Here is a 26,211-nt window from a genome sequence, read left to right as displayed (position 1 = left end):
GAGACGTCGACGACGACCGCACGACATGGACAACCAGGAGGTGGCACATGGCGGACAAATCCGGAGCTAGCGCCGGAACCGTCGGCAGGGTAACCGCGCCGGCGAGCCCGGACTCGGTGCGCAACGTGGTGCTGGTGGGCCACACGGGGGCGGGCAAGACGACATTGGTGGAGTCCCTGCTCGTGGCGACCGGGACGATTCCCCGGGCCGGTCGCGTCGAGGACGGGACGACCGTGTCCGATTTCGAGGACATCGAACACCGCCAACACCGCTCGGTGGCGCTGTCGCTGTCCCCCGTCGAATTCGACGGCGTCAAGATCAACCTGCTCGACACCCCCGGCTACGCGGACTTCGTCGGCGACCTGCGCGCGGGCCTGCGCGCCGCGGACGCCGCGCTGTTCGTGGTCTCGGCCGCCGACGGCGTGGACGGCTCGACCCGGATGATCTGGGACGAGTGCGCCGCGGTCGGCATGCCGCGCGCGATCGTGATCACCAAGCTCGACCAGGCGCGCGCCGACTTCGACGAGATGGTGCTGATCTGCCAACGGGTGTTCGGCGACCCCGACGCGGACACCGTGCTCCCGCTCTACCTGCCGCTGCACGGCGAGGACGAGAGCGTCGCGGGCCTGATGGGCCTGCTGACCCAGCGGGTGTACGACTACTCCTCCGGCACCCGCGAGACGCTCGACCCGGACCCCGAGCACCTGCCGCTGATCGAGGACGCCCGCAACCGGCTGATCGAGGGCATCATCGCGGAGAGCGAGGACGAGTCCCTGATGGACCGTTACCTCTCCGGCGAGCAGATCGACGTGGACACGCTGATCGCCGACCTGGAGACCGCGGTCGCGCGCGGCTCGTTCTACCCGGTGCTCGCGGTCGCGCCGAACGGGCTGGGCACCATCGAACTCCTGGAAGGCATCGTCCGCGCCTGCCCGGCACCGCCCGAGCACGAGGTGCTGCCGGTGACCACCCCGGACGGCAAACCGCACGACCCGCTCACCTGCGACCCCGAGGGCGCGCTCGCGGCGGAGGTGGTCAAGACGACGTCCGACCCGTACGTGGGGCGGATCTCGCTGGTGCGGATCTTCTCCGGCACGCTGCGCCCGGACATGACCGTGCACGTCTCCGGACACGGCATGGCCGACCGCGGCCACGAGGACCACGACCTGGACGAGCGGATCGGCGCGATGTCGATCCCGCTGGGCAAACAGCAGCGCTCGCTCAACCGGGGCATCGCCGGCGACATCGTCGCGATCGCCAAGCTGACCCGGGCCGAGACCGGCGACACCATCTCGGACAAGGACGATCCGCTGCTGATGGAGCCGTGGATGATGCCCGACCCGCTGCTGCCGGTCGCCATCCGCGCGCACAGCAAGGCCGACGAGGACAAGCTCTCCCAGTCGCTCGCGCGCCTGGTCGCCGAGGACCCCACGCTGCGCCTGGAACACAACACCGACACCCATCAACTGGTCCTGTGGTGCATGGGCGAGGCGCACGTCGAGGTGCTGCTCGACCGGCTGCGCAGCCGCTACGGGGTCGCGGTGGACGCGGTCACGCACAAGGTGTCGCTGCGCGAGACGTTCGCGGAGAAGGCCAGCGGACGCGGTCGGCATGTGAAACAGTCCGGCGGACACGGCCAGTTCGCGATCTGTGAGATCGACGTCGAGCCCCTGCCCGGGGGCTCCGGGTTCGAGTTCGTGGACAAGGTGTTCGGCGGCTCGGTGCCGCGCAACTTCATCCCGTCGGTGGAGAAGGGCGTCCGGGCGCAGATGGAGAAGGGCGTCGCCGCCGGCTACCCGATGGTGGACCTGCGCGTGACGCTGACCGACGGCAAGGCGCACTCCGTCGACTCCTCCGACATGGCCTTCCAGATGGCGGGCGCGCTGGCGCTGCGCGAGGCCGCCGCGAGCACCCGGATCCACCTGCTGGAGCCGGTGTCCGAGGTGCGGGTCACCGTCTCCGACGAGTACGTCGGCGGCGTGCTCAGCGACCTGAGCTCGCGCCGCGGCCGGGTGGTGGGCACCGAACCGACCGGCTCGGGCCGCACCCTGATCCGGGCCGAGGTCCCCGAGATCGAGATCAGCCGCTACGCGATCGACCTGCGCTCGATCAGCCACGGCACGGGCCAGTTCGCCCGCGCCTACTGCCGGCACGACCCGATGCCCCCGCAACTCGCCGCGAAGGTCACCGCCGACACCGACGCCTAGACCCCACGAGCCGATCCGGTCCGGCGGCCCGGCACACCCCGTCGGGCCCTCGGACCGGCTCGTGCGCCGCCGGATCGTCCCGTACGGGGATGCCGGGACGCTTCGGCGGCGCGCCGGGGGATCGTGCCCGCTGGGGCTCGGTACGGGTGGGGCGGGTCGGCCGCCGCGAGACCGCGCCCGCCCAAGGCGCGTCATGCCTCATCGAGCGCGGGGCGAGCCGCTCGGCGGGCACAAGCGAGCCGCTCGCCGGGCACAAGCGAGCCGCTCGGCGGGCACGATGCGAGCCGCTCGGGTCCCGACCACGCCCCGCCCGCTCAGGGGATCGGCAGCGACCGGTCCAGCGCGACCAGCGACAGCAGCACCGTCGCCGACGTCCACGCCAGCGGGGCCACCGAGGCCGGCTTGCCGTGCGCGTCGACCTTCTCCGGCAAGGATCCGGCCGCCGTGCGATGGTCGGCGAGCCAGTCGAGCCGGGCCCGCGCGCCGGCCCGATCCCCGCTCGCCGCGCTGAACAGCGCGAAGGACGCGGTCTCCGGGGTCCAGGCCGCGGTGGGATCGCCGCCCCAGCGCTCGCCCGGCAGGATGCCGCCGTTGGGCAGCGTCAACAGTTCGGCGGATCGGCGGACGGCGCTCGTGACGCCGGCGTCCGCGCGCGCGAACGGCGGGCCCAGCCACGTCACCGCGGTGTCCGCGCCGCCCTTGGCCGACGCCGTGCGCGGGTAGCCGTGCGGCCCGAATTCCGCGCGGACCGCCCGATCGAGTCGCGTCCAGGCACCCGTCCAGCGCTGCTCCTCGGCCCCGCTCCCGGTCCGCCGGGCCAGGTCGGCCGCCGCCCGCAGCCCCGCCGACAGCGGCGCGGCGGTGCCCAGGGTGACCTGGTCGGTACGGGTCTCCCAGTAGTCCGAACCACGCGGCGGCAGCCCGTCCGCGCGCAACCGACCGGCCACCGCGTCACCGGCCCTGCGCACCGTCGGCCACAACTCGGCGAGCGCGGCCGCCGTCCCCGGGGCCCGGGGGTCCTGGTGGACGTACCAGAACCAGACCGCCCACGGCACCCATCCGTTGCCGTCCAACTGCGCCGCCCGCTTGTCGCCCACCGGTCCCCCGTCCAGGCGGTAGCGCGCCTCCCAGGTGCCGTCGGCCCGTTGCAGCGCGGCCAGTCGGCGCAGCACCGCGAGCGCCTCCCGGTCGTGCCCGGTGACGGTGAAGGCCGCCGCGACCCACGCGGCGTCGCGCGGCCAGACGTACTTCCAGATCCCGAACCACGCCGCGGCGACCGAACCGTCGGACTGGGTCAGCACCCGCATGTCCAGCAGCGCGCGCTCGGCCATCGCCCGGAAGCGCGGGGTGTCGCCCGGGACGGTGCCCTGCGCGAGCCAGGCCCGCTCGGCGTCGGTGGGCGGTGCCGGCGGCGCGTCGGTGGGCAGCGCGATCGGCCCCTCGGGGCCGGGTATGACGCCGCCGAGGAGCAGCGGGCGGGTCGTGGGCGGCGGGGGTGCCGCGCCGCCGACGGTGACGACGATGCCGATCGCGACCAGCAGGCCGACCACGGCGACACCGATCGAGCGGGCCCTGCCCAGGGAACGAAACCTGCCGCGGCCGCGGGCCTGGTCGGGGGAGGGATCGCCGTTGGCGGACCGAGCCTTGGTGCCCATGCGTGCCGTCTCCGCCCCCGAACCCCTCGCCGCCTCGCCGGCGACCGGGCCGCTCCCCGTTCGGCTCAGTCTAGGCATGATCGGATCATCACTCGAACCGTCGTGCGACCCGCGTCGAGCCCTCCGCCCGGCCACTCCCCCACGACCCGGGCACCGGTGCGCGAACCGGGCGCGGCAATGATCGGATCGACCATCCGCAGCGCCTTCGCCCGCATCGCGCCCGCCTCGCCGTACGACCCGCGATCACCCGCCGCGGCGGGTGGAACGGATCACCTGAAAGTACGACGAGTCTACGAAGACGGATCCGGGTCGGGCTCGGCGGCCGGGGTCAAACCGGTCGAACAGGTGAAACGCCGTCGATCGGCGACCAGCGCCCAAGCGGCCGCGATCAACCCGGCCGCGGCGACCAGCACGTACGCGTTGCCCACGATCAATTGCCAACCGTGCAGGTCCAACTCGGCGCCGTCGCCGAACGGCACCGTCCACACGATCCCGCTCGGCAGCACCCCGGACACCCGGGCACGCTCCATCGGATAGGCCGCGGCGACCGCGAACACCGCCGCGAGTGCGCCCCAGGCCGGCCGCGAGCGGGTACGCCGGACCCGGTCGGCGAGCACGATCACCAGCGGCAGCGCCCACACCCAGTGGTGCGTCCAGGAGATCGGCGACACCAGCAGCGCGGTCAGCGCGCAGAACCCCATCCCGGCCAGGGCCGCCCGGCGTCGCGCCGCCGCGACCGCGAGCGTCATGCCCACCGCCGCGACCAGGACCGCCAGCAGCGGCCACAACCATCCCGGCGGCGACTGCGCGCCGAACTGGCGGGTCACCGCGCCGTGCACGGACTGGTTGCCGGGGAACTGGGCCAGCCCGATCCGGGTGTCGTCCAGGAACAACCCGCCCCAGTAGTCCGCGCATTCACGCGGCAACACCGCGAACGCCGCCGCGAAGGTGGCGACGAACACCCCCAGCGCGGTCAACCCCTCGCGCACGCGCCCGGTCAGCAGGAGGTAGGGGATGAAGATCGCCGGGGTGAGCTTGAGCCCGGCCGCGAGACCGACGCCGACCCCGGTGAAGCGCGCGCCGCGCGGGCGCGCGAAGTCGGCCAGCACCAGGACCAGCAGCAGCAGGTTGATCTGCCCGAAGCGCAGGTTCTCCTGGACCGGCTCGGTCCACAACAGGGCGGCGGCGCTCAGCGCGCTCGCCCGTACCCGGTCGTCGCCGCGCAGCCCGAGGATCCCCCACGCGAGCCAGGTCGCGGTACCGAGCAACGCCAGGTTGCCCACCACCCCGAGCACCTCGACCGCGCCCCAGGGCAGCCATGCCAGCGGGGTGAAGGTCAGCCCGGCCCACGGCGTGTAGGTGAACGGCAGCCGCCCGGGCCGGACCGTGTACAGCTCACCGTGGCCGGCGAACACGTCCACCCCGCCCTGGCGATAGACCTTCAGATCGCCCAGCCACCACATGTCGGCGGACCCGAAGGTGCCCAGGAGGAGGTACGCGGTCAGCGAGCACGCGGCCACCGCGAGAGCCGCCCGGCGGGTCACTCCGCGGCGTTGACGGTGTCCGGCCGCAGGTGGGCCGGCATCGCACACGCGGGAGTGCCGCCGGGCATGCGGTCCCGGTTGTCCGCGACCAGGCGGTACACGCCGTGCGCGGCGATGCTCACCGGCTGCACGCGCAGCGCGGCACCGGCGAGGGCCCACGGGCCGCCGGCGTTCATGAACAGCTTGGCGACCGCGTGGTGTCCGCCGTAGACGGTGCCGATGGGAGTCACCCACAACACCTCGTGCTCGGCACGGTGCTGCTCGACCCCGAGCTCCTCCAACTCGGCGAACTGCCAGGCCACCACGTCGGCGTCGAACGGGATGTGTTTCTGCGCGAACTCCACCGACCGGGTACAAAAACCGCAGTCGCCGTCGTACACGAGAACCGGTCGTGCGCTCAAAGCTCTTCTCCTTGACAACAGCCGCTTGGATCCTGCCACCGGACCGACCCCGCCCACCGGGGTCGGGCACGCCCACCGCGCCCGCGGCGGGTCCACGCCCCCGGAACGCCGACCGACCCGGTCAGTCGACCGGCCAGGCGGCGGCCAACATCTCGCGGGTGTCCGCGAGCAGTTGCGGCAGCACCTTGGTGTGCCCGACCACGGGCATGAAGTTGGTGTCCCCGCCCCAGCGCGGCACCAGGTGCTGGTGCAGGTGCGCGGCGATCCCGGCCCCGGCGACGTGGCCCTGATTCATCCCGATGTTGAACCCCTGCGCGCCGGACACCTTGCGCAGCGTGGCCATCGCGAGCTTGGTGAACCGGGCGAGTTCGATGGTCTCCGCGTCGTCCAGGTCGGTGTAGTCGGCGACGTGCCGATAGGGCACCACCATCAGGTGACCACCGTTGTACGGGTACAGGTTCAGCACCGCGTAGACCTGCTCACCCCGCGCGACGACGAGCCCGTCGACATCGCTCAGCGCCGGAATCCGGCAGAACGGGCACCCGTCGTCGGGGGTCGGCCCCGACGGCTTGTTCTCACCCTTGATGTACGCCATCCGATGGGGAGTCCACAGCCGGGCAAAGGCATCCGGCCCCCCAACCCCATCCTGGATCTCGGGCTCGCTCGTCATGCCAGGAAGCATATGCCGTGGGTCGGGATGGGCCGCGACCCGGTGACCGCGCGCTGTCGCACGGTCCCGGGTCGCGGTCGGTGACACCAGGTCAGATCTGGATGCGGTCCTGGACGGCCTTGACGATCTCGGCCACCGCGTCGTCGACCGGGACGCCGTTGTTCTGCTCGCCGCTGCGGTAGCGGAAGCTCACCGCGCCGGCCTGCACGTCCTCGTCGCCCGCCAGGAGCATGTACGGGATCTTGAATTTGTTCGCGTTCCTGATCTTCTTCTGCATGCGGTCCGCCGAGTCGTCGATCTCGACCCGGATGCCGTGCGCCTTGAGCTTGGCCGCGACCTCTTCGAGGTAGGGCACGTGCTCCTCGGTGATCGGGATGCCGACCACCTGCACCGGCGCGAGCCACGGCGGCATCTTGCCGGCGTAGTGCTCCAGCAGGACCGCGAAGAAGCGCTCGATCGAGCCGAACAGCGCGCGGTGGATCATCACCGGCTGCTGCCGGGTGCCGTCGGAGGCGGTGTATTCCAGGTCGAAGCGCTCCGGCAGGTTGAAGTCGACCTGGATGGTCGACATCTGCCAGGTCCGCCCGATCGCGTCCTTGGTCTGGACCGAGATCTTCGGGCCGTAGAACGCGGCGCCGCCCGGGTCGTCGACGAGTTCGAGGCCCTGCTTCTGCGCGGCCTGGCGCAGCGTCTCGGTGGCCTCGGTCCAGTTCTCCTCGGTGCCGATCGACTTCTCCGGGTTCCTGGTGGACAGCTCCAGGTAGAAGTCGTCGAGCCCGTAGTCGCGCAGCAGGTTCAGCACGAAGGTCAGCAGCGAGTCCAGCTCGTCCGCCATCTGCTCGCGCGTGCAGTAGATGTGCGCGTCGTCCTGGGTGAAGCCGCGCGCGCGGGTCAGCCCGTGTACGACGCCCGACTTCTCGTAGCGGTAGACCGTGCCGAACTCGAACAGCCGCAGCGGGAACTCGCGGTACGAGCGTCCCCGGGCCCGGTAGATCAGGTTGTGCATCGGGCAGTTCATCGGCTTGAGGTAGTAGCTCTGGCCCTCGTCCAGCTCCATCGGCGGGTACATGCCGTCGGCGTACCAGTCCAGGTGGCCGGACAGCTCGAAGAGCTTGCCCTTGGTCGCGTGCGGCGTGTAGACGAACTCGTAGCCCGCCTCCTCGTGCCGGCGCCGCGAGTAGTCCTCCATCGTGCGGCGGATGATGCCGCCCTTGGGGTGGAAGACGGCCAGGCCCGAGCCGATCTCCTCGGGGATGGAGAACAGGTCCAGCTCGGCGCCGAGCTTGCGGTGGTCGCGCTTCTCGGCCTCCTCGAGGAAGGTCGTGTAGGCCTTGAGCTCGTCCTTGCTCGGCCACGCGGTGCCGTAGATGCGCTGGAGCTGCTTGTTCTTCTCGCTGCCGCGCCAGTAGGCGGCGGCGGAGCGCATCAGCTTGAACGCGGGGATGTTGCGGGTGGTGGGCAGGTGCGGGCCTCGGCAGAGGTCCTTCCAGCACAGTTCGCCGGTCTTCGCGTTCAGGTTGTCGTAGATGGTCAGCTCGCCGGCGCCGACCTCGGCGGAGGCGCCCTCGGCGGCCTCGGCGGCGGAGCCCTTGAGCCCGATCAGCTCCAGCTTGTACGGCTCGTCGGCCAGCTCGGCGCGCGCGTCCTCGTCGGTGGTGACCCGGCGGGCGAAGCGCTGCCCCTGCTTGATGATCTCCTGCATCTTCTTCTCGATGCGCTTGAGATCGTCCGGGTGGAACGGCGTCTCGACGTCGAAGTCGTAGTAGAAGCCGTCCTTGATCGGCGGACCGATGCCGAGCTTGGCCTCGGGGAACAGTTCCTGGACCGCCTGGGCCATCACGTGCGCGGCCGAATGGCGCAGGATGTTCAGGCCGTCCTCGGAGCCGATCTCGACCGGTTCGATCTCGTCGCCGTCGACCACGACGTACGCCAGGTCCACGAGCCGGCCGGCCACGCGCGCGGCGACCACCGAGCGGTCGCCTTCGAAGAGGTCGGCAGCCGTAGTGCCCGTGGTCACCACCCGCTCGTCCCGGTCCGGGTCGCGGCTGATGGTCACTCGGGCTTCGGACACCGTTCGTCTCCTGACGTGTGGTTGGCGTGTGCTGCAAGGCGAGCCGGTATCGCTCGCACACCGATGCTATCGAGCCGGGAGCGGGAACCTTGCCTCGGTTTCCCGACCCCGGGCGGGCCGCGCCCCGGACCCGACGCGCGTCGGCGTGGCCGCCGGTGGAGACACCTGCACAGTCACGGCCCAGTCACGACGACGAAAGATCGTGCCCCGACTTCCCACAGGGTCACTCGTTCAGGTGACAATAGGGCCCGTGACGCAACGGATGGCCTCGCTGGCAGTCCCGCTGCGGCCGGTGATCCGGCTGTTGGCCGGGGCTGCTCTGGCGTGCGCCGCGCTGCTCGGCAGCGCGTTCCCGATCCACGCCGAGTCGGTGCCCTCGACCGCCACGATCCCGACGGTGTGCCCGTTCCACCACACCGCGCACCAGGACCGGGACAACGGCGGTCCGGACGACCAGGGCGACGGCTCGGGGCGGTGCGGCGACCGCACGCACGCGTGCGTGCCGGCCACCGTTCCGCCGCTGCCGCCGGTGGTCGCGCCCGCGCCCAGTTCGATGCTCCCGCCGTGGTTGGCCGAACCGGACGCCCTCGGTATCGCGCTCGCGCCGACGCCCGCCAAGGACGCCCCCGATCTGACGGTGCTCTGCGTCAGTCGTACGTGATCCGCGCGGCACACCCTCGCACGGTCCACAAACGAATCCGGAATCGGAATAAGGCGGAGCCATGGGGCAACAGTCCCCCAACACCTCGAAGAAGCAGAGCAAGGCGCAGCGGTCCGCCCGGATGGCGGCGACCCGTGAGCGGGTGGCCGCTCAGCGCGAGCAGGAGCGCAAGGCCGCCAAGCGCCGCTCGGCGATCATCTTCACCGCCTCGGGCATCGCGGTCATCGCCCTGGTGGCGGGACTGACCGCCGTGGTCATGTCCTCCAACGACGACGGCGACGACAAGTCGAGCGCCTCGAACGTCATCGCCGACGTCAAGCCGGACCCGAACACCAAGAGCGACATCGTCGGGGTTAGCGCGTACACGGCGTCGCAGGGGCACATCGCCAAGCCCAAGGACATCACCTACAAGCAGAGCCCGCCGGTCGGCGGCGAGCACGACCCGGTCTGGCAGAACTGCGGGATCTACGACTCGCCGATACCGAACCGCAACGGTGTGCACTCGCTCGAGCACGGCACCGTGTGGCTCACCTACCAGTCCAACCTGCCCGCGGACCAGCTCGAGATCCTGAAGTCCAAGGTCAAGGGCAAGACGTACATGATGCTGAGCCCGTTCGAGGGCCTGGACAAGCCGGTCGTCGCCTCGGCGTGGGGTCTGCAGCTCAAGCTGGACAACGCGAGCGACCCGCGCCTGGACCAGTTCATCAAGCAGTACAAGGAAGGCAAGCAGACCCCGGAGCCCGGCTCGCCGTGCACGGGTGGGGTCGGGAAGCCGACCTCGTGAGGCCCCGAGCACGGGTCGCGATGATCGTCGCGACCGGTCTGCTCGCGGTGCCGGCGCTGGCCGCGTGTTCGTCGGACGACTCGAACAAGCCGGCCGCGGCGACCGCGCCCACCCGGTCGCTCGGTCCGGCGCCGGCCGCCGTGCCGAACCCGCCCGCCGACGACTCCGTCGACGCCGGGTTCGCGCGTGACATGCGTACGCACCACGCGCAGGCCGTGCAGATGGCGATGATGATCCGCGACCTGACGCAGGACGACGCGACGCGCAAACTGGCGTACGACATCGCGCTGACCCAGCAGGAGCAGATCGGCCGGATGGCGTCCTGGCTCCAGATGTGGGGCCTGACGCTCGGTTCGACCCGGCCGGTCATGCAGTGGATGACGCCGGGCTCGATGCCGAACCACTCGGGGCACGGTACGCCGGCGGCCGGGGCGGACACCCAGTTGATGCCGGGTATGGCCACGCAGGCGCAGTTGGACCGGCTGGCGACGTTGCACGGCAAGGACGCCGAGGTGATGTTCCTCCAGTTGATGATCGCGCACCACGAGGCGGGTGTGGCGATGGCCCGCGAGGGTCAGACCCGCGCGCAGGTGCAGCAGGTCCGGGATCTGGCGAACACGATGGTGGTGGGCCAGAGCTCGGAGATCGACCTGATGCGCTCGATGCTGACGGAGCGCGGGGCCGGGTAGTCGAGGCGGATCGCTCGGGGCGGGCGAACCGGCCCCGAGACGAGTGGGGCGCGGGATCGATGGTGATCCCGCGCCCCACTGTCGCTCGTTGCGCCGTGCTGTCAGACCTCGACGGTGGCGGCGGTCGGCTCGCCGGCGTGGCGCCGACGGCGGACCTCGCGCACGACACGTGCCGGCACGCCCACGATCAGCGGTACGGAGGCGCCCAGGGCCATCCCGCCGAGGGCCACGAACAACGGGCTGTCCTGCACGATGCGCCCGGCCAGCGTGCCGACCGTCATCGCGTACGACACCGAGATGGTCGCCCCGACCAGGGTCGCCGCGCGGAACTGCGGTCGCGGGTAGCCCAGTCGGCCGGCGAGCATGTTCACCGCGGTCCGCCCGCCGGGCAGGAAGCGGGCCGCGATCAGTGCGGACATCCCGCCCTTGGCCAGCGCGTTGCGGGCCAGATCCATCGCCTTCTGCCGGCGCGGCCCCAGCACGGCGTCGCCCCCGCGACGCAGCCGTGCGCGGCCCACCGCGTAGGCGCACTGATCCCCGATGAACGCGCCGACCCCGGCGGTCAGCAGTACCAGGACGATGTACCGGAGGTCACCGTCCGCGACCGCCGCGGCGGCCATCACGAGTTCGTCGCCGGGCACGATCGGAAGCACGGCGTCGATCGAAACGATCAGCGGCATCGCCAGCCAAAGCCAGGGAGAGAACAGCAGTCCGGTCCCGGCGCCGGTCACTGGTGTACCCCCGTGCACGCGCAGCGGATCGGTAGACAGGTATCGGTCACCGGGAGATCATCGCGCGATCCCCCATCCGGCGGAACATCGGGTCCTGGTCACCACCGCTCACGTGAAGTGATACGGCCCGAAAAACACCCATCTCAGAGCCCATCCGACCGAAAATCCCACCCATCACCGTGTCGACTTCCCGACATCGACACCACACATTCGGCCCACACCCCGGCCGGCACTCAAGCCCAAATCACCCCGGCCGGCGCTCGAGACCAAACCAGCCCGGCCGGCGCTCGAGACCAAACCAGCCCGGCCGGCGTTTGAGGCCACCCCAAGCCCACCAACACCCAAGCCCAGCCAAGAAACCACCCAGCCCGGCCGGCGCTTGAGGCCAAACCAGCCCGGCCGGCGCTTGAGGCCAACCCAAGCCCACCAACACCCAAGCCCAGCCAAGAAACCACCCAGCCCGGCCGGCGCTTGAGGCCAAACCAGCCCGGCCGGCACATGAGGCCAACCCACCCGCGACGCTTCACGAGGAGCACCGCTCAACCAACGTCGTCGGCAACACCACGGATGCCGCGCCCACACCGCCCCCGATCCGATCCAGCAACAGCCGCGTCATCAACCGCCCTTGCTTCGCGACGTGTTGCCGAACCGTGGTCAGCGCAGGTTCCGCCCACCCCGCGACGTCCGCGTCATCGAACCCGACGACCGCCACGTCCTCCGGGATTCGCCGACCCGCCTCGGCCAACACCGCCATCGCCCCGACCGCCATCAGGTCCGACGCCGCGAACACCGCGTCCAGGTCCGGATCCTCCGCCAACAGCGTGCGCATCGCCGCCGCCCCGCCCGCCCGACTGAAGTCGCCATGCGCCACGAGCGGGCGCCCCGGTACCGCGTCCAGGTAGCCGCGCAGCCGGTCCACCCCCGCACACATGTCCTGCGGTCCGGCAATGGTCGCGATCCGCCGCCGCCCCCGCACGCTCAAATGCTCGATCGCGGCACGCGCACCGCCCACATTGTCCGCGTCGACATAGACGAAGTCGGCGTCCGGCCCCAACGGCCGCCCGCCCACCACCACCGGCATCCCGGCACCGTGCAACCGACCCGCCAGCGAGTCGTCGCCGTGCAGCGACACCAGCAGCGCCCCATCCACGTGCCCGCCGCGCAGGTACCGCTCCAACCGATCCTGCTGCTCGATGGTGCGCACCATCATGAGCACCAACTGATGGTCCGTATCCGCCAGTTCCGTACCCACCGAACGCACGATCGCCGACAGGTACGGATCGCCGAACAACCGCGTCTCCGGCTCCTGGACGACCAGCGCCACCGAGTCGGTGCGCCGAGTGACCAGCGTGCGAGCCGCGCGGTTGGGCACGTACCCGGTCCGCGCGATCGCCGCCTCGACCACCTCACGCACCCGCGGGCTGACCTTGGGCGAGCTGTTGATCACCCTGGAGACAGTGGCGCGGGACACCCCGGCCACCGCCGCCACCGTCTCCAGGGTCGGCGGCTCGGCCGCCGAGGCGGCCTTGCTCCGACCGTCAGTCCTGGTCAATGCTCCCCATTCCGTCCGAGGCCGGATCCGCCCCGAGCACCCGATTGTCGGCGATCACCGCCGCGTACCAGCGTGCGCTGCGCTTGGGTGTACGCCGACCGGTCGCGAAGTCCACGTGCACGATGCCGAAGCGCTTCGCGTATCCGTACGCCCACTCGAAATTGTCCAACAGGGACCACACGAAGTAGCCCCGAACATCCACCCCGTCGTCGATCGCCCGGCCCACCGCCGCGACGTGCGCCGCGATGTAAGCCGTGCGTTCGACGTCCTCGATCGCGCCCGTCGCGTCCATCCGGTCCTCGTACGCCGCGCCGTTCTCGGTCACCATCAGCGGCAGCCCCGGCGCCTCGGCCCGCAACCGGGTCAGCACCTCGTACAGCCCACCGGGGTCGATCCCCCAGCCCATCGCCGTACGCTCCCCCGGCACCTGAGCGAACCGCACGTCCGCGCACGCGGGCCACGGCGAATACGCACTCGCTCCGTGTCCGTCGTCCCGAGGCGCGCCGGCTCGGCCGGCGTCGGCGAGACCGTCCTCGGCTCCGCCCACCAGCAGCGGCGTGTAGTAGTTCACCCCGAGCATGTCGATCGGCCGGGCGATCTCGTCGAGATCGCCGTCCCGGACGAACGCCCAGTCGGTCACCGAGGCGGTGTCGCGGAGCACGTCCGCCGGATACTCGCCGCGCAGCAGCGGGCCGACCTGGATCCGGTTGGCCAAGCCGTCCACCCGACGCGCGGCGTCCAGGTCCACCGGCCGGTCCGAAAGGGGCCGTACCGCCGCCGGGTTGAGGGTGATCCCGATCCGATGCCCGGTCGGGAGTTCGGCCCGCAACGCTCCGACGCCGAGCCCGTGCGCGAGCAGCAGGTGATGGTTCGCGCGCAGGGACAACTCCTGGTCGGTCAACCCCGGTGCGTGTACGCCCGATCCGTATCCCAGGAACGCGGAGCACCAGGGCTCGTTGAGCGTGGTCCAGTCGCGCACTCGGTCACCGAGCCGCGCCGCCACCAGCCGCGCGTACTCGGCGAATCGGGCCGAGGTGTCCCGCGCACCCCACCCGCCCGCGTCCTGGAGCGCCTGGGGCAGGTCCCAGTGATAGAGCGTCGCGTACGGATCCACCCCGTGCGCGAGGAGTTCGTCCACGAGCCGGTCGTAGAAGTCCAGCCCGGCCGCGTTGGCCGGGCCACTCCCGGTGGGCAGGACCCGAGCCCAGGCGATGGAGAACCGATAGGCGCCCAGGCCGAGTTCGGCCATCAGGGCGACGTCCTCGCGATAGCGGTGATAGTGGTCGGTGGCCACATCGCCGGTGTCGCCGGCGTGTACCCGGCCGGGGACCCGGCTGAAGGTGTCCCAGATGGACGGCGCTCGACCGTCCTCGGCCGCGGCCCCCTCGATCTGATAGGCGGCGGTGGCGGCGCCCCAGACGAATCCGGGTGGAAAGCCGCCGTCATGGCGGGTCGACAGTGCCGGTCGGGCGGTCAGGGCGTGGTCGGTCATGATGGGAATTCCTTTCCTCGATGGCTTCGTCGGCTCGATGGCCTCGATGGCGTCGGCTGTGGTCAGCCCTTGACCGCGCCCTGCATGATGCCGCCGACGATCTGCCGGCCGAGCAGGCCGAAGACCACCAGGACGGGCAGCGTTCCCAGCAACGTTCCGGCGAGGATGATCGACTGGTCGTGCACGTAACCCCCGCCGAGCGAGTTGATCGCGACCTGCACGGTCGGATTGCTCGACGACAACGCGATGATCGGCCAGAAGAAGTCGTTCCACGTGGTCATGAAGGTGAGCAGGCCGAGCACCGCCATCGCCGGGCGGGCGATCGGCACGACGATCGACCAGAAGATCCGCGCGTAGGACGCGCCGTCCACCCGGCCGGCCTCGATCAGTTCGTCGGGCAGCGCCTCCAGCAGGTACTGCCGCATGAAGAACACGCCGAACGCGGTGACCAGCGTGGGCAGAATGACGGCTTGCAACTGGTTCACCCATTGCAACTTCGCCATGATCATGAACAGCGGAATCAGCCCGAGTTGCGGCGGGATCATCATCGTCGCGACCGTGATCCCGAGCAGGATGCCGCGCCCGCGAAACCGCAGCTTGGCGAAGGCGAATCCGGCCAGCGTCGAGCACAGCACGGTGCCCGCGGCGACGGTGGCCGACACGATCGTCGAGTTGATCAACGCCTGGACGATGTCGGCCTCGTCGAGCGCCTTGTCGAAGTTGGAGAACAGGTTGCCACCCGGCGTGAGCGGCGGCGGCACGTGGTTGATGTCGGCGTTGCTGCGCGTGGCGGCGACGATCGACCAGTAGAAGGGGAACACCGAAAGCAGGGTCGCGAAGACCAGGATCACGTATACGAGGGGCCCGCCGTGGAGTTGACGGGAGTGCTTGGATCGGCGAGTACGGCCTCGCCCCGTCCGCGGTGCCGGCATCGATGGACCGTCGGACTGCCGGTCGGTGGGGTGCGGCGGGGCTACGGGTACACCTGTTGTGCCTGCCATCTCAGCGGCCCTCCCGGGTTTCCCGGCGCGAACCGCTCCTGGCGACAAGCGCGTTGACCCCGATGACGAGAAGAATGATCAGGAACGTGGTCCACGCGATCGCGGATGCCTTGCCGAGCGCGTAGTTGCTCCACCCGGTCTCGTACATGTAGAGCCCGATGGTCTGGTACTGGTGGGAGGCCCCACCGCGTACACCGATCGGTCCGCCCTGAAGCAGCAAGGGCTCGGCGAAGATCTGCATCGCGCCGATCGTCGAGACCACGACGGTGAACACGATCGTCGGCCGCAGTCCGGGCAGGGTCACGTGTCGGAACTGGTGCCAGGACCTCGCCCCGTCCAGCGCGGCGGCCTCGTAGCGATCGTGCGGAATGGCCTGCATCGCGGCGAGATAGATCAGCGTGTTGTAGCCGACCCAACGCCAGGTGACGATGGTCGAGATGGCGATCTGCGACGTCCAAGTGCCGTTGTACCAGTCGACGTTGTCGACGCCGAACAGGCCGAGGAACCAGTTGACCATGCCGTAGTCGCGCCCGAACAGGCCACCGAACACCAGCGTCGCGGCGGCGACGGACGTCGCGTAGGGCATCAGGATCGCAACCCGGAAGAAGGTCCGCCCGCGCAGCCGCCGGTTGAGCAGATGCGCCAGGCCGAGCGCCATGCACAGTTGCGGCACGGTCGAGATCACGCCGATGGTGAAGGTGTTGCGCAGCGCCTTCCAGAAGAACCGGTCGTGCCAGAGGTTGGTGTAGTTCCCCAGACCGAGCCAGGTCATCTCGTCCGGGTTCTGCAGGCGAACGCGGTGCAGCGAGATGTAGCCCGTGTAGAGGAGCGGGAACAGCCCGAAGGCGATGAAGAGGACGAAGAAGGGCGCGACGAAGGCGTAGGGCGACGCGGTGTTGGCGCGCCGTCGCCACATTTGACGGACCGTCAGGACGGAAGTGGGCGGCTGGGAGCGGGAATCGGGCCGGAGCCCGGATGGGGGCTCGGGTCGGGATCGGGGTCCGGGTCGAAGTCGGGATCGGGCTTCACGAGCGGGGGGTGGTGCCGCCATCGGGATCACTCCGGGCCGGGTGAGGTGGGCGGGCGTGGGGAACGGGCGCGGGGGTGACCCGACCGAGGAGGGACGGTCGGGCCACCGAAGGGGGCGGACCCGGAGGATGGGTCCCATACGGCGTCACGGTGACCGGGCACCCTGCTGCCGGCGCGGACCTTGGTGCGCGGGCCCTGCTGCGGGCCGGGGCCTGATGCGGGATTCGGTACCCCGCGCGGGCGCCGGCGGGCCGTGGCCGGCGCGGCGCCGAACGGCGTGCCCGGCACGGCTCCGTAGTCCGTAGCCGGCTGTCGGGCGCCGGTGCGGATGCGGGTGCGGGTGGTCGCCGTCAGCTCGCGAGGGCGTTCTTGACCGCGTCGCGCGCCTGCTTCCACGCATCGTCCGGCTTGACTCCCTGTGCCTCCACGGAAGTCAGCGCGGTGGTGATGTTCTCCTTGATGTCGTTGTGCCGAACTCCGGTGACCTGCACGGGCATCCGCTCCGCGGCCGTGCTGAAGATCGCGCCGATCGGCGCATTGTTGAAGTAGGGATCCGTGGTCGCCTTGACGCTTTCGATCGCGCCGGTCTTGGATGGGAAGTTCCCCTGCTTCTGGAACATCTTGGTCTGCTGCTCGGGCGCGGTGAGCCAGGCGACCAGTTCCGCGGCTTCCTTGTGGTGCTTGCCGCCCTTGGGTATGGCGAGGTACGAGCCACCCCAGTTGCCGGTACCACCGGGGCCGGGAGCGACATCCCACTTGCCCTTGCCCGCGTCACCGGCCTGCGTCTTGATGTACCCGATCATCCACGCCGGGCACGAGAGCGATGCGAAGCCGTCGGCCGCGAACGCCTGGTTCCAGTCGCTCTGGAACTGCTGCAACGTTGCGGACAGTTTGCCGTCGGCAGCCTGGGTGGCCAGGTCCCACGCGTGCTTCACGGTCGGGTTGGTGTCGTAGATCGGCTTGCCGGCCTGATCGTAGTAGGACTCCTGCTGCTGTCCGATGATCGCGTTGTACAACCCGGTCACACTGTCGAGGTAATGCGTCTTCTTCGGGGCGTTCGCCTGGAACTGCCGTCCCAGTTCGACGTATCCCTCCCACGTCGACCAGCGTCGTGCCAACTCGTCCCGATCGGTGGGCAGTCCGGCCGCCTTGAACAGGTCGCTGCGATAGCAGATCGCCATCGGCCCGGTATCGGTCCCGGCCCCCAACACCTTCCCGTCGGCGGTGGTCGCCGCCTTGCTCTTCCACGGCAGGTACTGGGCGTTGCCGGCGGACAGGCCCAGCGAGTTCAGATCCACCCACTTGTCGGCCTGGTTCTTCACGACGTCGGCGATCCGCCCGACCTCGATGCCTTGAATGTCGTCGATCCCACCCCCACCGGCGAGCCGGGTCTGCACGGTACGCCAGTAGTCCTCCTCCTTCTCGGTGTCGTGCTGAACGATCTTGATGCCCGGGTGCGTCTGCTGGTACTCGGCGTACAGGCCGGCCTCCTCGAAGCCGAACGTGCCGAACAGCCCGACATTCAGGGTGACTTTGCCGTCCCCCGAGCCGGACCCCCCGCCGTCCCCACACCCGGCGAGCCCACCCCCGACCAACAGCACGGCACACACCGCCGCGACCGCCCTGACCCGACCACGAACAAAGCGCGTACGCATGAATGACCTCCTGAAATCGTGCATCCGAAAGCAAGATCCCGCCCCCACCACCACGCCACGGCAAGAAGCACCAACCCCCTGGAGCGCGGTGCGGCGGTGCGGCGGTGCGGCGGTGCGGCGGTGCGGCGGTGCGGCGGTGCGGCGGTGCGGCGGTGCGGCGGTGCGGCGGTGCGGCGGTGCGGCGGAACGAATCACGGGCAGCACAAGTCACGCGGTATCGGAGCGCCGAAACCTGAACTGTGAGAGCGCTCTCACGACGTGCACAGGAGCCTGTCCTCCCCAAGCACCCCTGTCAATACTTCAACCCCTGAACACGCCACCCCGACAACCCACACCCCACCTCAAACTCCTGAACCCCCGGCACCGCTATGCCCTGGCCGGCCTCGGCGGCACCGCCGAGTGATCCGCAGGCCGTCACGAGGTTCACGAAGCTGCTCTGAACGCGACAAAGCCCCGGATCATTTTCGTGATCCGGGGCTCTGACCTGTGTGGGCGATACTGGGATCGAACCAGTGACCTCTTCGGTGTGAACTACCCGCATTGAGGTCGCTGAAGGCTGCAACGCAGGTCAGACGCCATGTCGGGTCTCTGGCGGGGGCGTAGAGTCGCTGCAGCTGCTGTACTTTGCTGCGGTATCGCAAGCGGCACCCATGGCTCCGCCTCGGAATTCGACCTTTGTTCAGCCGGGGTCAACCGGAGGCCGGAGAGGGACTTCCAGAGCATCGCCGTTCGCTTGGGGCTGGGCGTCGCGTAGCAGAGACAGCACCTGTCGGTGAATGCGGTTGCGCACTCCGGCACGGATCCGGTGCAGCCGCGCACGGGCGGCGACTGTGACGCGCCGCACCTGACGCCCGTACCAGATCAGGGCTGGCACGGTCAGTACGGCCATAGCGGCTTGGGGGTAGCCGAGTTCGTACACGTACGATCCTTCGGTTAGTCGCAGCGTGAGCACGGGCCCTCAGGCGGCGGCACGGGCCAGCCCGGCATGACCGCGGCCTCAGGCGGGACGAGCAGTTGAATGTTCGCGTCGGGAACGATCACCACCGAGAAACCGGGAGATGGACCGTCTGTAAGAATCAGCCACTTCCCATACTTTTGGCTGGCACCGGCCCTGAAGTCCAAGTACACGTGGCGGGGTTCGCTGCCGCTGGCGCACAGCACGCCGTGCAGGTGGCGATCATCCGGATCGCCGGGCTGGAAAGCGGCGTCGCGATGGGTAGGCCGCCACACAATCGAGTTACCGTCCGGCCAACTGCCGCTCTGGCCGGGCGGTCCAGGCCAGCCCCAACGCCAGTACGGGTAGCGGACCATTGCGAGGTCGGTCGAGGTGGTCCGGTTCTTCGCCCGGCAGGCCGCGAAGAACGAGCGATGGTAGGTCAGATCCTCGGTCGCGAGGGTAATCCGGCGACGCCGTCCGCGCGCCTTGTCCAACACGGTGCAGTGGAGCAGCCCCCACCCTTCCGGTGTAGGCACCAGGCCGCACTTCCCGGTGAGCACCCAGTAGTCGGTGTGCGCCTCTTCAGCGAGGTCCGGGGTCACCTCGGACGCCTCTACGAGGGCTGTGCCACACAGTTCGCTGGCGATGTACTGCAACTGCTTTTCGTTGAGGGGCACTTGTGGTGTGGCATACCGCAGCGGGGGCTTCTTCCTTGGCATGTGAGGAAGCGTGGCCCGGCACAGGACGCTTGCGCCAGCTGGGCCACCCCAGCACCTTGGAACAAGAATTCCGAGGCTTTGACCTGGGCTAACGCCTCTCAGCACCCCCGCAACAAAACACGGGATCCCGGCAAGCCGGTACTGAAAGTTATCGACCCGTAACCACAGCGGGCGGACGAACGATTCGAGGCGCGCCGCGGGTGTCTCGGCGGTTCATGAACACCCCATCGTGGGACGGGCCGCGCCATGTCGGTACTCGGCCTTAGCCTGGCGAGCGTCGAGTTGTATCTGCCTCGGAGCCGGGAGGGACTGTGGTGCTCAGGGATCTGACGGAACCGGGCGCGGTGCTACGTGCCATCGACGAGTTCGACGAGATCGGGCGAGACGCGTTCTTGGCGCGGTACAGGTACGGTCGGTCGACCCGCTACTTCGTCGACCACGAAGGATCTCTCTACGACGTCAAGGCGCTGGTCGGAGCCGCGTACGGATATCAGTTCCCGGAGCGGGGGCCCTTGACTAACGACCGGTTCAGCGGGGGGCACGCGGCAGCAAACGCCGTCATGGAGCGTCTGGGGTTCGTGGTGATCGATCGGCATACCGAACACTCCGCAGCCGGGGCGGAGTTCCTGGCGCGCGTGAAGGCGGTTTCTCCGCAGAGGTTCGCGGACCGAACCGCGCTGCACCGCCCCTTGATGCTGCTGTGGGCACTGAAACAGGTCCGCCTGAACCCAGACCCCCGACAGCCGTGGACCGTCGTGCGCGGGGCTCTCACCGTCGTCGGCAAGAAGTTCGGCAACGCTCGCGATGCGAACGCCCAGGCGCTGTATCCGGTCTGGGCCCTGCGCAACGACGGCCTGTGGGAGGTGGACGGCACCGAGCACCTGACGGCGTCACAGCGTCCGACGCTGGGAGAGCTGAACCGGTCCGACCCGATGATGGGCTTCCCCACAGAGGACCACACGTTGCTCACGAAGGACCCCCGCGTCCTCGCCGCCGCAATCGCGCTCGTACTGGCGAAGTTCCCCGATCCCGTACCGCCCGGACTCCTGGAGTGGGCCCGCTCCGATCGGGCACTCCCCGACACGGCCCCCGCCCCACTCGGGCCGGGCGTCACAGAAGGCACCGAAGACGAGGGCCTAGACCTGCGTTACGAACCCGGCGGCCCCAACGATGACGGACCGATCCCCGAAACCGACCTCGTCGGATACACCGCCCCCGACGCCGCAACGGACCTGGCACTCGAACGCGCCCGTGCCACAACCCGCCCCATCCGCGTGAGCCACCCTGACGGGGCGGGAGGATGGGACTTCGCGACCCGGGCAGTCGTCGTCGGGCGTTGCGCGCAACCGTCCACGGGCACATCGGGCGCCCGCCAAAGCGGCGATTCCTGGCTGCTGCGACCGGTCCCCTCCGACGACCCCGAATCATGGCCGCCTGAGATCCACCAGCTCCTTGCCACGTCGTCCCTCGAAGACGCCGTCAACGAACGGCTTCGCACTTCCGAAAGCAGCACCACGAACGCCTACTCACTGCTCAACCAAAGAGCCACCGAGGGAGCAGACGACCGGATCGGAAGCACCGTCGTGCGGGCGGTCGTCAGGCGGGCCCGCAACGGCTTCGCCCGCCAGGCCGTGATCGAACGCAGCGCCGGAGCCTGCGAAAACCCCCACTGCCTCGGCCACTCCACCGAACTCACCACGGCAGGCCAACCCATCCTGGAGGTCGACCACGTCCACGACCTCGCCCGCGGCGGCCGGGACATCCCCGAAGTCATGATCGCGCTCTGCCCCAACTGCCACGCCCTGAAAACCCGAGGCGTCAATCGACACAAGCTCGCAGCGAAACTGCTCCACATTGCGCGACGACGCCACGCGGACCATTTGGCCGAAACGCGACCTGACCAAGAAGCATCAGATCTGAAATGATTCTGCATAAATAGTTGAACTAGTCCTATGTCATCGAACCAAGGAATTCAGAGTGCGGGATGTAATCACCGAAGCCGCTGAGGCGTTCGGCTATCCAGTCCACGAACGTCGTGGGCTGATCAGAGTTGGTCGTATCTGTTCGCCGATTTCTATTCTATTTGAAGAAGCAGCGGATGGACGAACGTTCATGTGCCTGGGGTGTCAAGCCCCGCGTTTTTGGAATCAGGATCGCACTGATCTGAATGACGTATTCTCCTGGCTGATCGGCGCATTCATGCGCCGAATCAAAGCTGCATCATGCCAGTTCATTCCGATCGAACACCCTGCCGCCGAAGTGCCCGGCGAACTGTACGGACGATATCTGATGCTTGGCCAATCATCCGGATATTTTCTGCGAAACAACAAGGAAGGGAAGGAGTCAGTTTGGCATACATTGATGTACTGTGCAATGTTTGAGCAGAATGCTTATGAAAAATATACGTTCTGGCACCCTGAGACGCCTTCTCGTGACTTGCTCTTCGACAATGCAGACGTACGCGGATGGGCAGATCGTGTGGCCAATGCCATCGGTCCCGAATTTGCGTCTGACGAAGATGTGTACGGTCGCAGGTTGAGCACGAACTGGTACTACTACAGAACAGCTGATGAGCAAATTTCGGTCGTCGAATCGAGTGGCCTTGCAGAAGCCATCAGAGGGTTCTTGCCTGACGGTGAAGATTCATTTTTGGCCGTAAACGGTCTTCTCTATACGGATCAAGAGATCAGCAATTTTATTCCCCGCGAGGATGTTCTGCTTGCTCACAGCATCCTGGACGGTATGGGGTACAGGGAGTCGGACGAGCCTCACGCCAACGGTTCGATGGCAGGCATTCCAATGGAGAATATTTCGGTATTCACGCGCGGAAATGGTGTTGTGGCCCTCGTTGGTAGATATGGGATCGACGAGTTCAAGAGCGAGCGCGCGGTGCTACTGGAGAGGAACAAACGCGAGCAGGCTCGACTTTTTCCTCCCAGTGGATTCGAATGGGAAGCCAAAATCGACGGAGCGCGCTTCGAGCAGTTGATCTACGAATTGATTTGCCTGGAACCTGGGGTTGCCGAAGTCCGGACCGTTGGCGCGACTAGAGAACGCGATGGCGGGCGTGACCTGATCGCACGATGGGCAACGCCGGTACCTTCGGGTGAAGTCGGTACGGAAGATCGAGTTCCGAGACGAGAAAGGAAGATTATTGTTCAGTGCAAGGTAAGACAGAAGAGCGTAGGGAGGGGTGATCTGGGCCAGGGGGTTCTGGATACACTCTATATGTATAAGGCAGATGGGTATTTCATGGCAGTCTCAACGCAGCTGGCGGCCTCGGCGATCGACCTTTTGGATGAGATGAGATCCCGAGGTGATTACTTTACGGGCTGGTGGGGAAGGCTTGAAATCGAACAGCGGCTACGCAAACATCCTGAAATTGTCAAGCAGTTTCGCGACGTGGTGCGCGCCGTCGGCCAACCCTGATTAGAAGGATCGGCGGTGGTTTGTGTGCGATTCTTCGAGTTGTTGTCGGACGGTAATATTAGGGCCACGATCGCGTTTCGAACCGAACGATGGAGGAGTGGGTGAGCGGCGCCACTCCACGCGGTACGTATCTCACCATTGCCGATGTGTTGCGGCACGAACTCGACGCCCCGGCCGCTGCGCGCGTGCGTCTGTCCGAGTCCGAGGTACAGGCGCGGTTCGATGTGTCGCGAACTTGGCCTACCTGGAGGGCACGGGAGTCGTGGTGGCAGTACCAGGCAAAGCTCCAGGCTCCGTGTGTCCCGGCGTAGGTTCGACGATGAAGCTGGCACCGAGTGGACGACCTAAGTCGTCGAACACGACCATGTTGTCTCCTTCGAAGCTGCCAAACGAAACGTCCCTTGGCTATTTCACACGACGAGTCCGACAGTTCTCACGGCTCTGTGCCGCCTCGGGACACCGGCCCCGGGCTTGGACCACCGGCGGGCTACGCCTCGTAACTACCACTGATGGGGCGCGGCTGGAGATGATTGAGCCATGCGCGTTCTTGTTCTCGGTGGGACAGCTTTCGTCGGCCGTGCCGTAGTCGTCGCGGCCCTTGAACGAGGCTGGACGGTGACGACCTTCAACCGCGGCGTGACGGATGATGACGTACCTGGTGTTCATGTCGTGCGGGGCGACCGGTACAAGGCATCGGACTTGGAGCGACTGGTCACGCACGGCCCTTGGGACGCGGTCATCGATACATCCGGCTACATCCCACGGAACGTTCTCGACACTGCCCTATGCCTGCACCCCGCGGCAGGTCGTTACGTCTTCATGTCCACGGTGAGCGTGTACGAGGAGTGGCCAGCAACCGCGCTGAGCGAGGCGTCACCCCTGCTCCCCTGTCCCCCGGACGCGGGCCCCGATTACGGCGTGGATGTCGAGGACGGGCCAACGAAATACGGATACCAGAAGGCGGGATGCGAGGCAGCCGCACAGCAGACGTTCGGCGCCGCACACACCGTTGTACTCCGGCCCGGCGTCGTTCTGGGACCGCGCGAAACCGTAGGGCGGCTGCCGTGGTGGCTGCGACGGGTTGCTGCTGGCGGTGTCGTCGTGGCGCCCGGCAAGCCGGACCGGGGAATTCAGCCTGTCGACGTCAGGGACGTCGGAGACTTCGTGGTGCGTTGTCTGGACCGCAGTCTGACCGGCGCCTTCAACCTGACGGCGCCAATGGATCGGGACACGTTCGGCGACCTGCTGGCAGCCTGCGCTCATGCCACCGCGAGCAACGCGACGTTGCGATGGGTGGATGACGATCTACTCCTGCGCGCAGGGGTGCGTCAGTGGTCCGAACTCCCGCTGTGGCGAACGATGGACGGCGTCTGGCGCGTAGACGGTTCGCGGGCAGCCGCAGCAGGATTTGCCTGCCGCCCCCTCGCGGCGACCGTTGCCGACACGTGGGAGTGGCTCAAGGCGTCCGGGGCCCCACTCGTCAACGAGCGGTCCGCCGAAATCGGACTGAGTGAAGTCCGGGAACGATCCCTGCTCGCGGCATCCGGACTCCGGGTCTAATCGGCATGCGGTAGGGGCGCGGTGGCGTTCTCAGCAAGCCATTCGGTGACTGCTCCGGAGAGCCGACGCGCCTCCGGGTAGGGCTCCCATCGCCTCTCGTTGAGCATCCCCCGCACCTTGTCCAGGCGACCGGTCAACGCCGTGTTGCGGTGCGACGGACTCAGCATGAAGACGGGGCTCAGCACCTCCTGCGCGCCGTCAAGCTCGCCTTGCAGGAGGCGCGCCGCCGCGGTGTCGATGCGCGCTCCGTTCAGCGGCGAGAACGGCCGCTGTTGCTCGGGCTCGGCCAAGTAGAGATCAAGGGCCGTGTTCGTGTAGCGCTCGGCTTGTTCACCGTTGCCGAGTTGCAGCCAGGCCGCACCCGCGCACGCGGCGGCGCGTGCGTCGTCAAAGGCAAATTCGCCCTGGATGTTGTCCATCAGCGGATCCGGCACGTGGGTCGGACCCTGACGATCGTCTTCAGCCTCCGCCAGGACACGCGCCGTCGAGGCAGCGTCGTCCCGGAGCGCGTACGTGCGGGACGCGATGTACCGCAGGCGGAACCGGTGACGACCTGGCGGTGCGCAGTCGAGCCCGCGCTGAAGCAAGAACTCCGACTCGACCAGGTCGTCACGCCAGAAGGCGAGGGTGCCCTGAAGGCCAAGAGTCCACGCCATCAGCGCCCTGTGGTCGGCAAGCTCGGCGTAGGACGTCGCGGCCTTGGCCATGTGGGCTGATGCGGGCCAGTGCCCAAGATCGAACGCGATTGAGGCCATGAGGGCAGTCGAGCCGCTGACTACCAGGTAGACGTCGGCAAGCTCTCCTGGCCGCCGAGTACGCTCTGCCATTTGTTCTGCCGTTTGGCGCAATCGGCGCGCCTGCGCAAACACCGACATCGGCGGACGATCCGAGTATTGGCGCGCGACGAGAGTCATTTGACTGTGGAGCAGTTCTATTGCGTCGCTACCGAGCTTCGTTGAACACATTGCCATGCCGTTGGTGACCTCCATTGCGGCCGTCATGAAGACCTCTTCGGGAGGGGCAGTCAAGTTCTCGATTACCGGTTTCATCCGGGCTGGAGGCGCAGGCGAAACAAGGACCGTGAATCGTTCCTGATCGGCATTACTGGCTTGCTGTAGGGCGGTGTCCAGGAGTTGTTGAACCCACGCTTTGGGAACGACGTCCGGCTGAGCCCTCCACTTCGCCACCGTACGGATGGCGATGCCGAGGTGTGCCGCGAACCCTTCGTTGGTTAAGCGCAGGGCCTCACGTAGCGAGTCAGCCCTGGCACCCGTCCATGTGTCCACTGCCTGCATAGGGCTGCGCCTTCCCCCGGGCTCACGTGTCTGCTTGTTGTGCACGTAAGTGCACTGCGAGTGCATCGTGGGTGCATATGTAGTGCATGTTGCCAGCGCCTGCGGGCCGCTTCAATAGTGAGCATGAAG

20 protein-coding genes are annotated in these 26,211 nt (G+C 68.3%); 7 read left to right on the top strand and 13 right to left on the bottom strand.

Going from position 1 to position 26,211, the window contains the following annotated elements; all coding sequences use genetic code 11:
* The first annotated feature begins 47 nt into the window (after window positions 1-47).
* The gene (locus tag ACWCPW_RS24325; protein ID WP_449763715.1) at window positions 48-2,207 is read left to right on the top strand and encodes an elongation factor G-like protein EF-G2; all 2,160 of its coding nucleotides are present in this window, start codon (window positions 48-50) and stop codon (window positions 2,205-2,207) included.
* A 314-nt stretch (window positions 2,208-2,521) separates the two neighbouring features.
* Here the strand turns inward: ACWCPW_RS24325 and ACWCPW_RS24320 are convergent, their stop codons facing one another.
* From ACWCPW_RS24320 to thrS, 5 genes are all read right to left on the bottom strand, one after another.
* Window positions 2,522-3,862, bottom strand: coding sequence for a hypothetical protein (locus tag ACWCPW_RS24320; protein ID WP_449763714.1), 1,341 nt, complete (start codon window positions 3,860-3,862; stop codon window positions 2,522-2,524).
* A gap of 290 nt (window positions 3,863-4,152) precedes the next feature.
* Window positions 4,153-5,406: a glycosyltransferase 87 family protein gene (locus ACWCPW_RS24315; RefSeq protein WP_449763713.1), complete on the bottom strand. Its 1,254-nt coding sequence runs from the start codon at window positions 5,404-5,406 to the stop codon at window positions 4,153-4,155.
* Window positions 5,403-5,750 (bottom strand): thiol-disulfide oxidoreductase DCC family protein, encoded by a 348-nt coding sequence (locus ACWCPW_RS24310; RefSeq protein ID WP_449763712.1) that lies wholly within the window; start codon window positions 5,748-5,750, stop codon window positions 5,403-5,405. The genes ACWCPW_RS24315 and ACWCPW_RS24310 overlap by 4 nt, the downstream gene beginning before the upstream one ends.
* Before the next feature lie 178 nt (window positions 5,751-5,928).
* Window positions 5,929-6,489, bottom strand: a complete 561-nt coding sequence (locus ACWCPW_RS24305) for an HIT family protein (RefSeq protein ID WP_395872018.1) — start codon at window positions 6,487-6,489, stop codon at window positions 5,929-5,931.
* 79 nt (window positions 6,490-6,568) lie between these two features.
* Window positions 6,569-8,548 carry a threonine--tRNA ligase gene (thrS, locus tag ACWCPW_RS24300; RefSeq protein ID WP_449763711.1) on the bottom strand — a complete coding sequence of 660 codons (1,980 nt, stop codon included), beginning with the start codon at window positions 8,546-8,548 and terminating at the stop codon, window positions 6,569-6,571.
* Between the two features lie 250 nt (window positions 8,549-8,798).
* Here thrS and ACWCPW_RS24295 point away from each other — a divergent pair, with 250 nt between their 5' ends.
* The 3 genes from ACWCPW_RS24295 to ACWCPW_RS24285 all read left to right on the top strand — a co-directional run bounded on the left by ACWCPW_RS24295 (window position 8,799) and on the right by ACWCPW_RS24285 (window position 10,682).
* Entirely contained in the window at window positions 8,799-9,209 is a 411-nt protein-coding gene (locus tag ACWCPW_RS24295) for a hypothetical protein (protein WP_449763710.1), read from the top strand.
* A 61-nt stretch (window positions 9,210-9,270) separates the two neighbouring features.
* Window positions 9,271-9,993 carry a DUF3105 domain-containing protein gene (locus ACWCPW_RS24290; RefSeq protein ID WP_449763709.1) on the top strand — a complete coding sequence of 241 codons (723 nt, stop codon included), beginning with the start codon at window positions 9,271-9,273 and terminating at the stop codon, window positions 9,991-9,993.
* The gene (locus tag ACWCPW_RS24285; protein ID WP_449763708.1) at window positions 9,990-10,682 is read left to right on the top strand and encodes a DUF305 domain-containing protein; all 693 of its coding nucleotides are present in this window, start codon (window positions 9,990-9,992) and stop codon (window positions 10,680-10,682) included. The genes ACWCPW_RS24290 and ACWCPW_RS24285 overlap by 4 nt, the downstream gene beginning before the upstream one ends.
* Before the next feature lie 101 nt (window positions 10,683-10,783).
* On the opposite strand, the gene ACWCPW_RS24280 is transcribed toward ACWCPW_RS24285, so the two are convergent.
* The 7 genes from ACWCPW_RS24280 to ACWCPW_RS24250 form a co-directional block, all read right to left on the bottom strand.
* Window positions 10,784-11,413 carry a DedA family protein gene (locus ACWCPW_RS24280; protein WP_449763707.1) on the bottom strand — a complete coding sequence of 210 codons (630 nt, stop codon included), beginning with the start codon at window positions 11,411-11,413 and terminating at the stop codon, window positions 10,784-10,786.
* Between the two features lie 523 nt (window positions 11,414-11,936).
* Window positions 11,937-12,965 carry a LacI family DNA-binding transcriptional regulator gene (locus tag ACWCPW_RS24275; RefSeq protein WP_449763706.1) on the bottom strand — a complete coding sequence of 343 codons (1,029 nt, stop codon included), beginning with the start codon at window positions 12,963-12,965 and terminating at the stop codon, window positions 11,937-11,939.
* Complete coding sequence (locus ACWCPW_RS24270) at window positions 12,952-14,457, bottom strand: glycoside hydrolase family 1 protein (RefSeq protein WP_449763705.1); 1,506 nt, start codon at window positions 14,455-14,457, stop codon at window positions 12,952-12,954. The genes ACWCPW_RS24275 and ACWCPW_RS24270 overlap by 14 nt, the downstream gene beginning before the upstream one ends.
* Before the next feature lie 62 nt (window positions 14,458-14,519).
* Window positions 14,520-15,389 (bottom strand): carbohydrate ABC transporter permease, encoded by an 870-nt coding sequence (locus ACWCPW_RS24265; protein WP_449763704.1) that lies wholly within the window; start codon window positions 15,387-15,389, stop codon window positions 14,520-14,522.
* A 70-nt stretch (window positions 15,390-15,459) separates the two neighbouring features.
* Window positions 15,460-16,509 (bottom strand): carbohydrate ABC transporter permease, encoded by a 1,050-nt coding sequence (locus ACWCPW_RS24260; protein WP_449763703.1) that lies wholly within the window; start codon window positions 16,507-16,509, stop codon window positions 15,460-15,462.
* Between the two features lie 328 nt (window positions 16,510-16,837).
* Window positions 16,838-18,142: an ABC transporter substrate-binding protein gene (locus ACWCPW_RS24255; protein WP_449763702.1), complete on the bottom strand. Its 1,305-nt coding sequence runs from the start codon at window positions 18,140-18,142 to the stop codon at window positions 16,838-16,840.
* Window positions 18,143-19,075: 933 nt separating this feature from the next.
* A complete protein-coding gene (locus tag ACWCPW_RS24250; RefSeq protein WP_449763701.1) occupies window positions 19,076-19,798 on the bottom strand; it encodes a hypothetical protein in 723 nt (240 codons plus the stop codon).
* A gap of 311 nt (window positions 19,799-20,109) precedes the next feature.
* Here ACWCPW_RS24250 and ACWCPW_RS24245 point away from each other — a divergent pair, with 311 nt between their 5' ends.
* The 3 genes from ACWCPW_RS24245 (at window position 20,110) to ACWCPW_RS24235 (ending at window position 24,787) form a co-directional block, all read left to right on the top strand.
* Window positions 20,110-21,723 (top strand): HNH endonuclease, encoded by a 1,614-nt coding sequence (locus ACWCPW_RS24245; protein ID WP_449763700.1) that lies wholly within the window; start codon window positions 20,110-20,112, stop codon window positions 21,721-21,723.
* Between the two features lie 52 nt (window positions 21,724-21,775).
* Window positions 21,776-23,227: a restriction endonuclease gene (locus tag ACWCPW_RS24240; protein WP_449763699.1), complete on the top strand. Its 1,452-nt coding sequence runs from the start codon at window positions 21,776-21,778 to the stop codon at window positions 23,225-23,227.
* Window positions 23,228-23,764: 537 nt separating this feature from the next.
* Window positions 23,765-24,787: an NAD-dependent epimerase/dehydratase family protein gene (locus tag ACWCPW_RS24235; RefSeq protein ID WP_449763698.1), complete on the top strand. Its 1,023-nt coding sequence runs from the start codon at window positions 23,765-23,767 to the stop codon at window positions 24,785-24,787.
* Here the strand turns inward: ACWCPW_RS24235 and ACWCPW_RS24230 are convergent.
* A complete protein-coding gene (locus tag ACWCPW_RS24230; RefSeq protein WP_449763697.1) occupies window positions 24,784-26,082 on the bottom strand; it encodes a hypothetical protein in 1,299 nt (432 codons plus the stop codon). The genes ACWCPW_RS24235 and ACWCPW_RS24230 overlap by 4 nt on opposite strands.
* Window positions 26,083-26,211: the final 129 nt, after the last annotated feature.

It is taken from the genome of Embleya sp. NPDC001921 (genome assembly GCF_053594475.1).
Note: the sequence above shows the minus strand (reverse complement) of the source record. Positions and strands in the feature narration are given on the sequence as shown.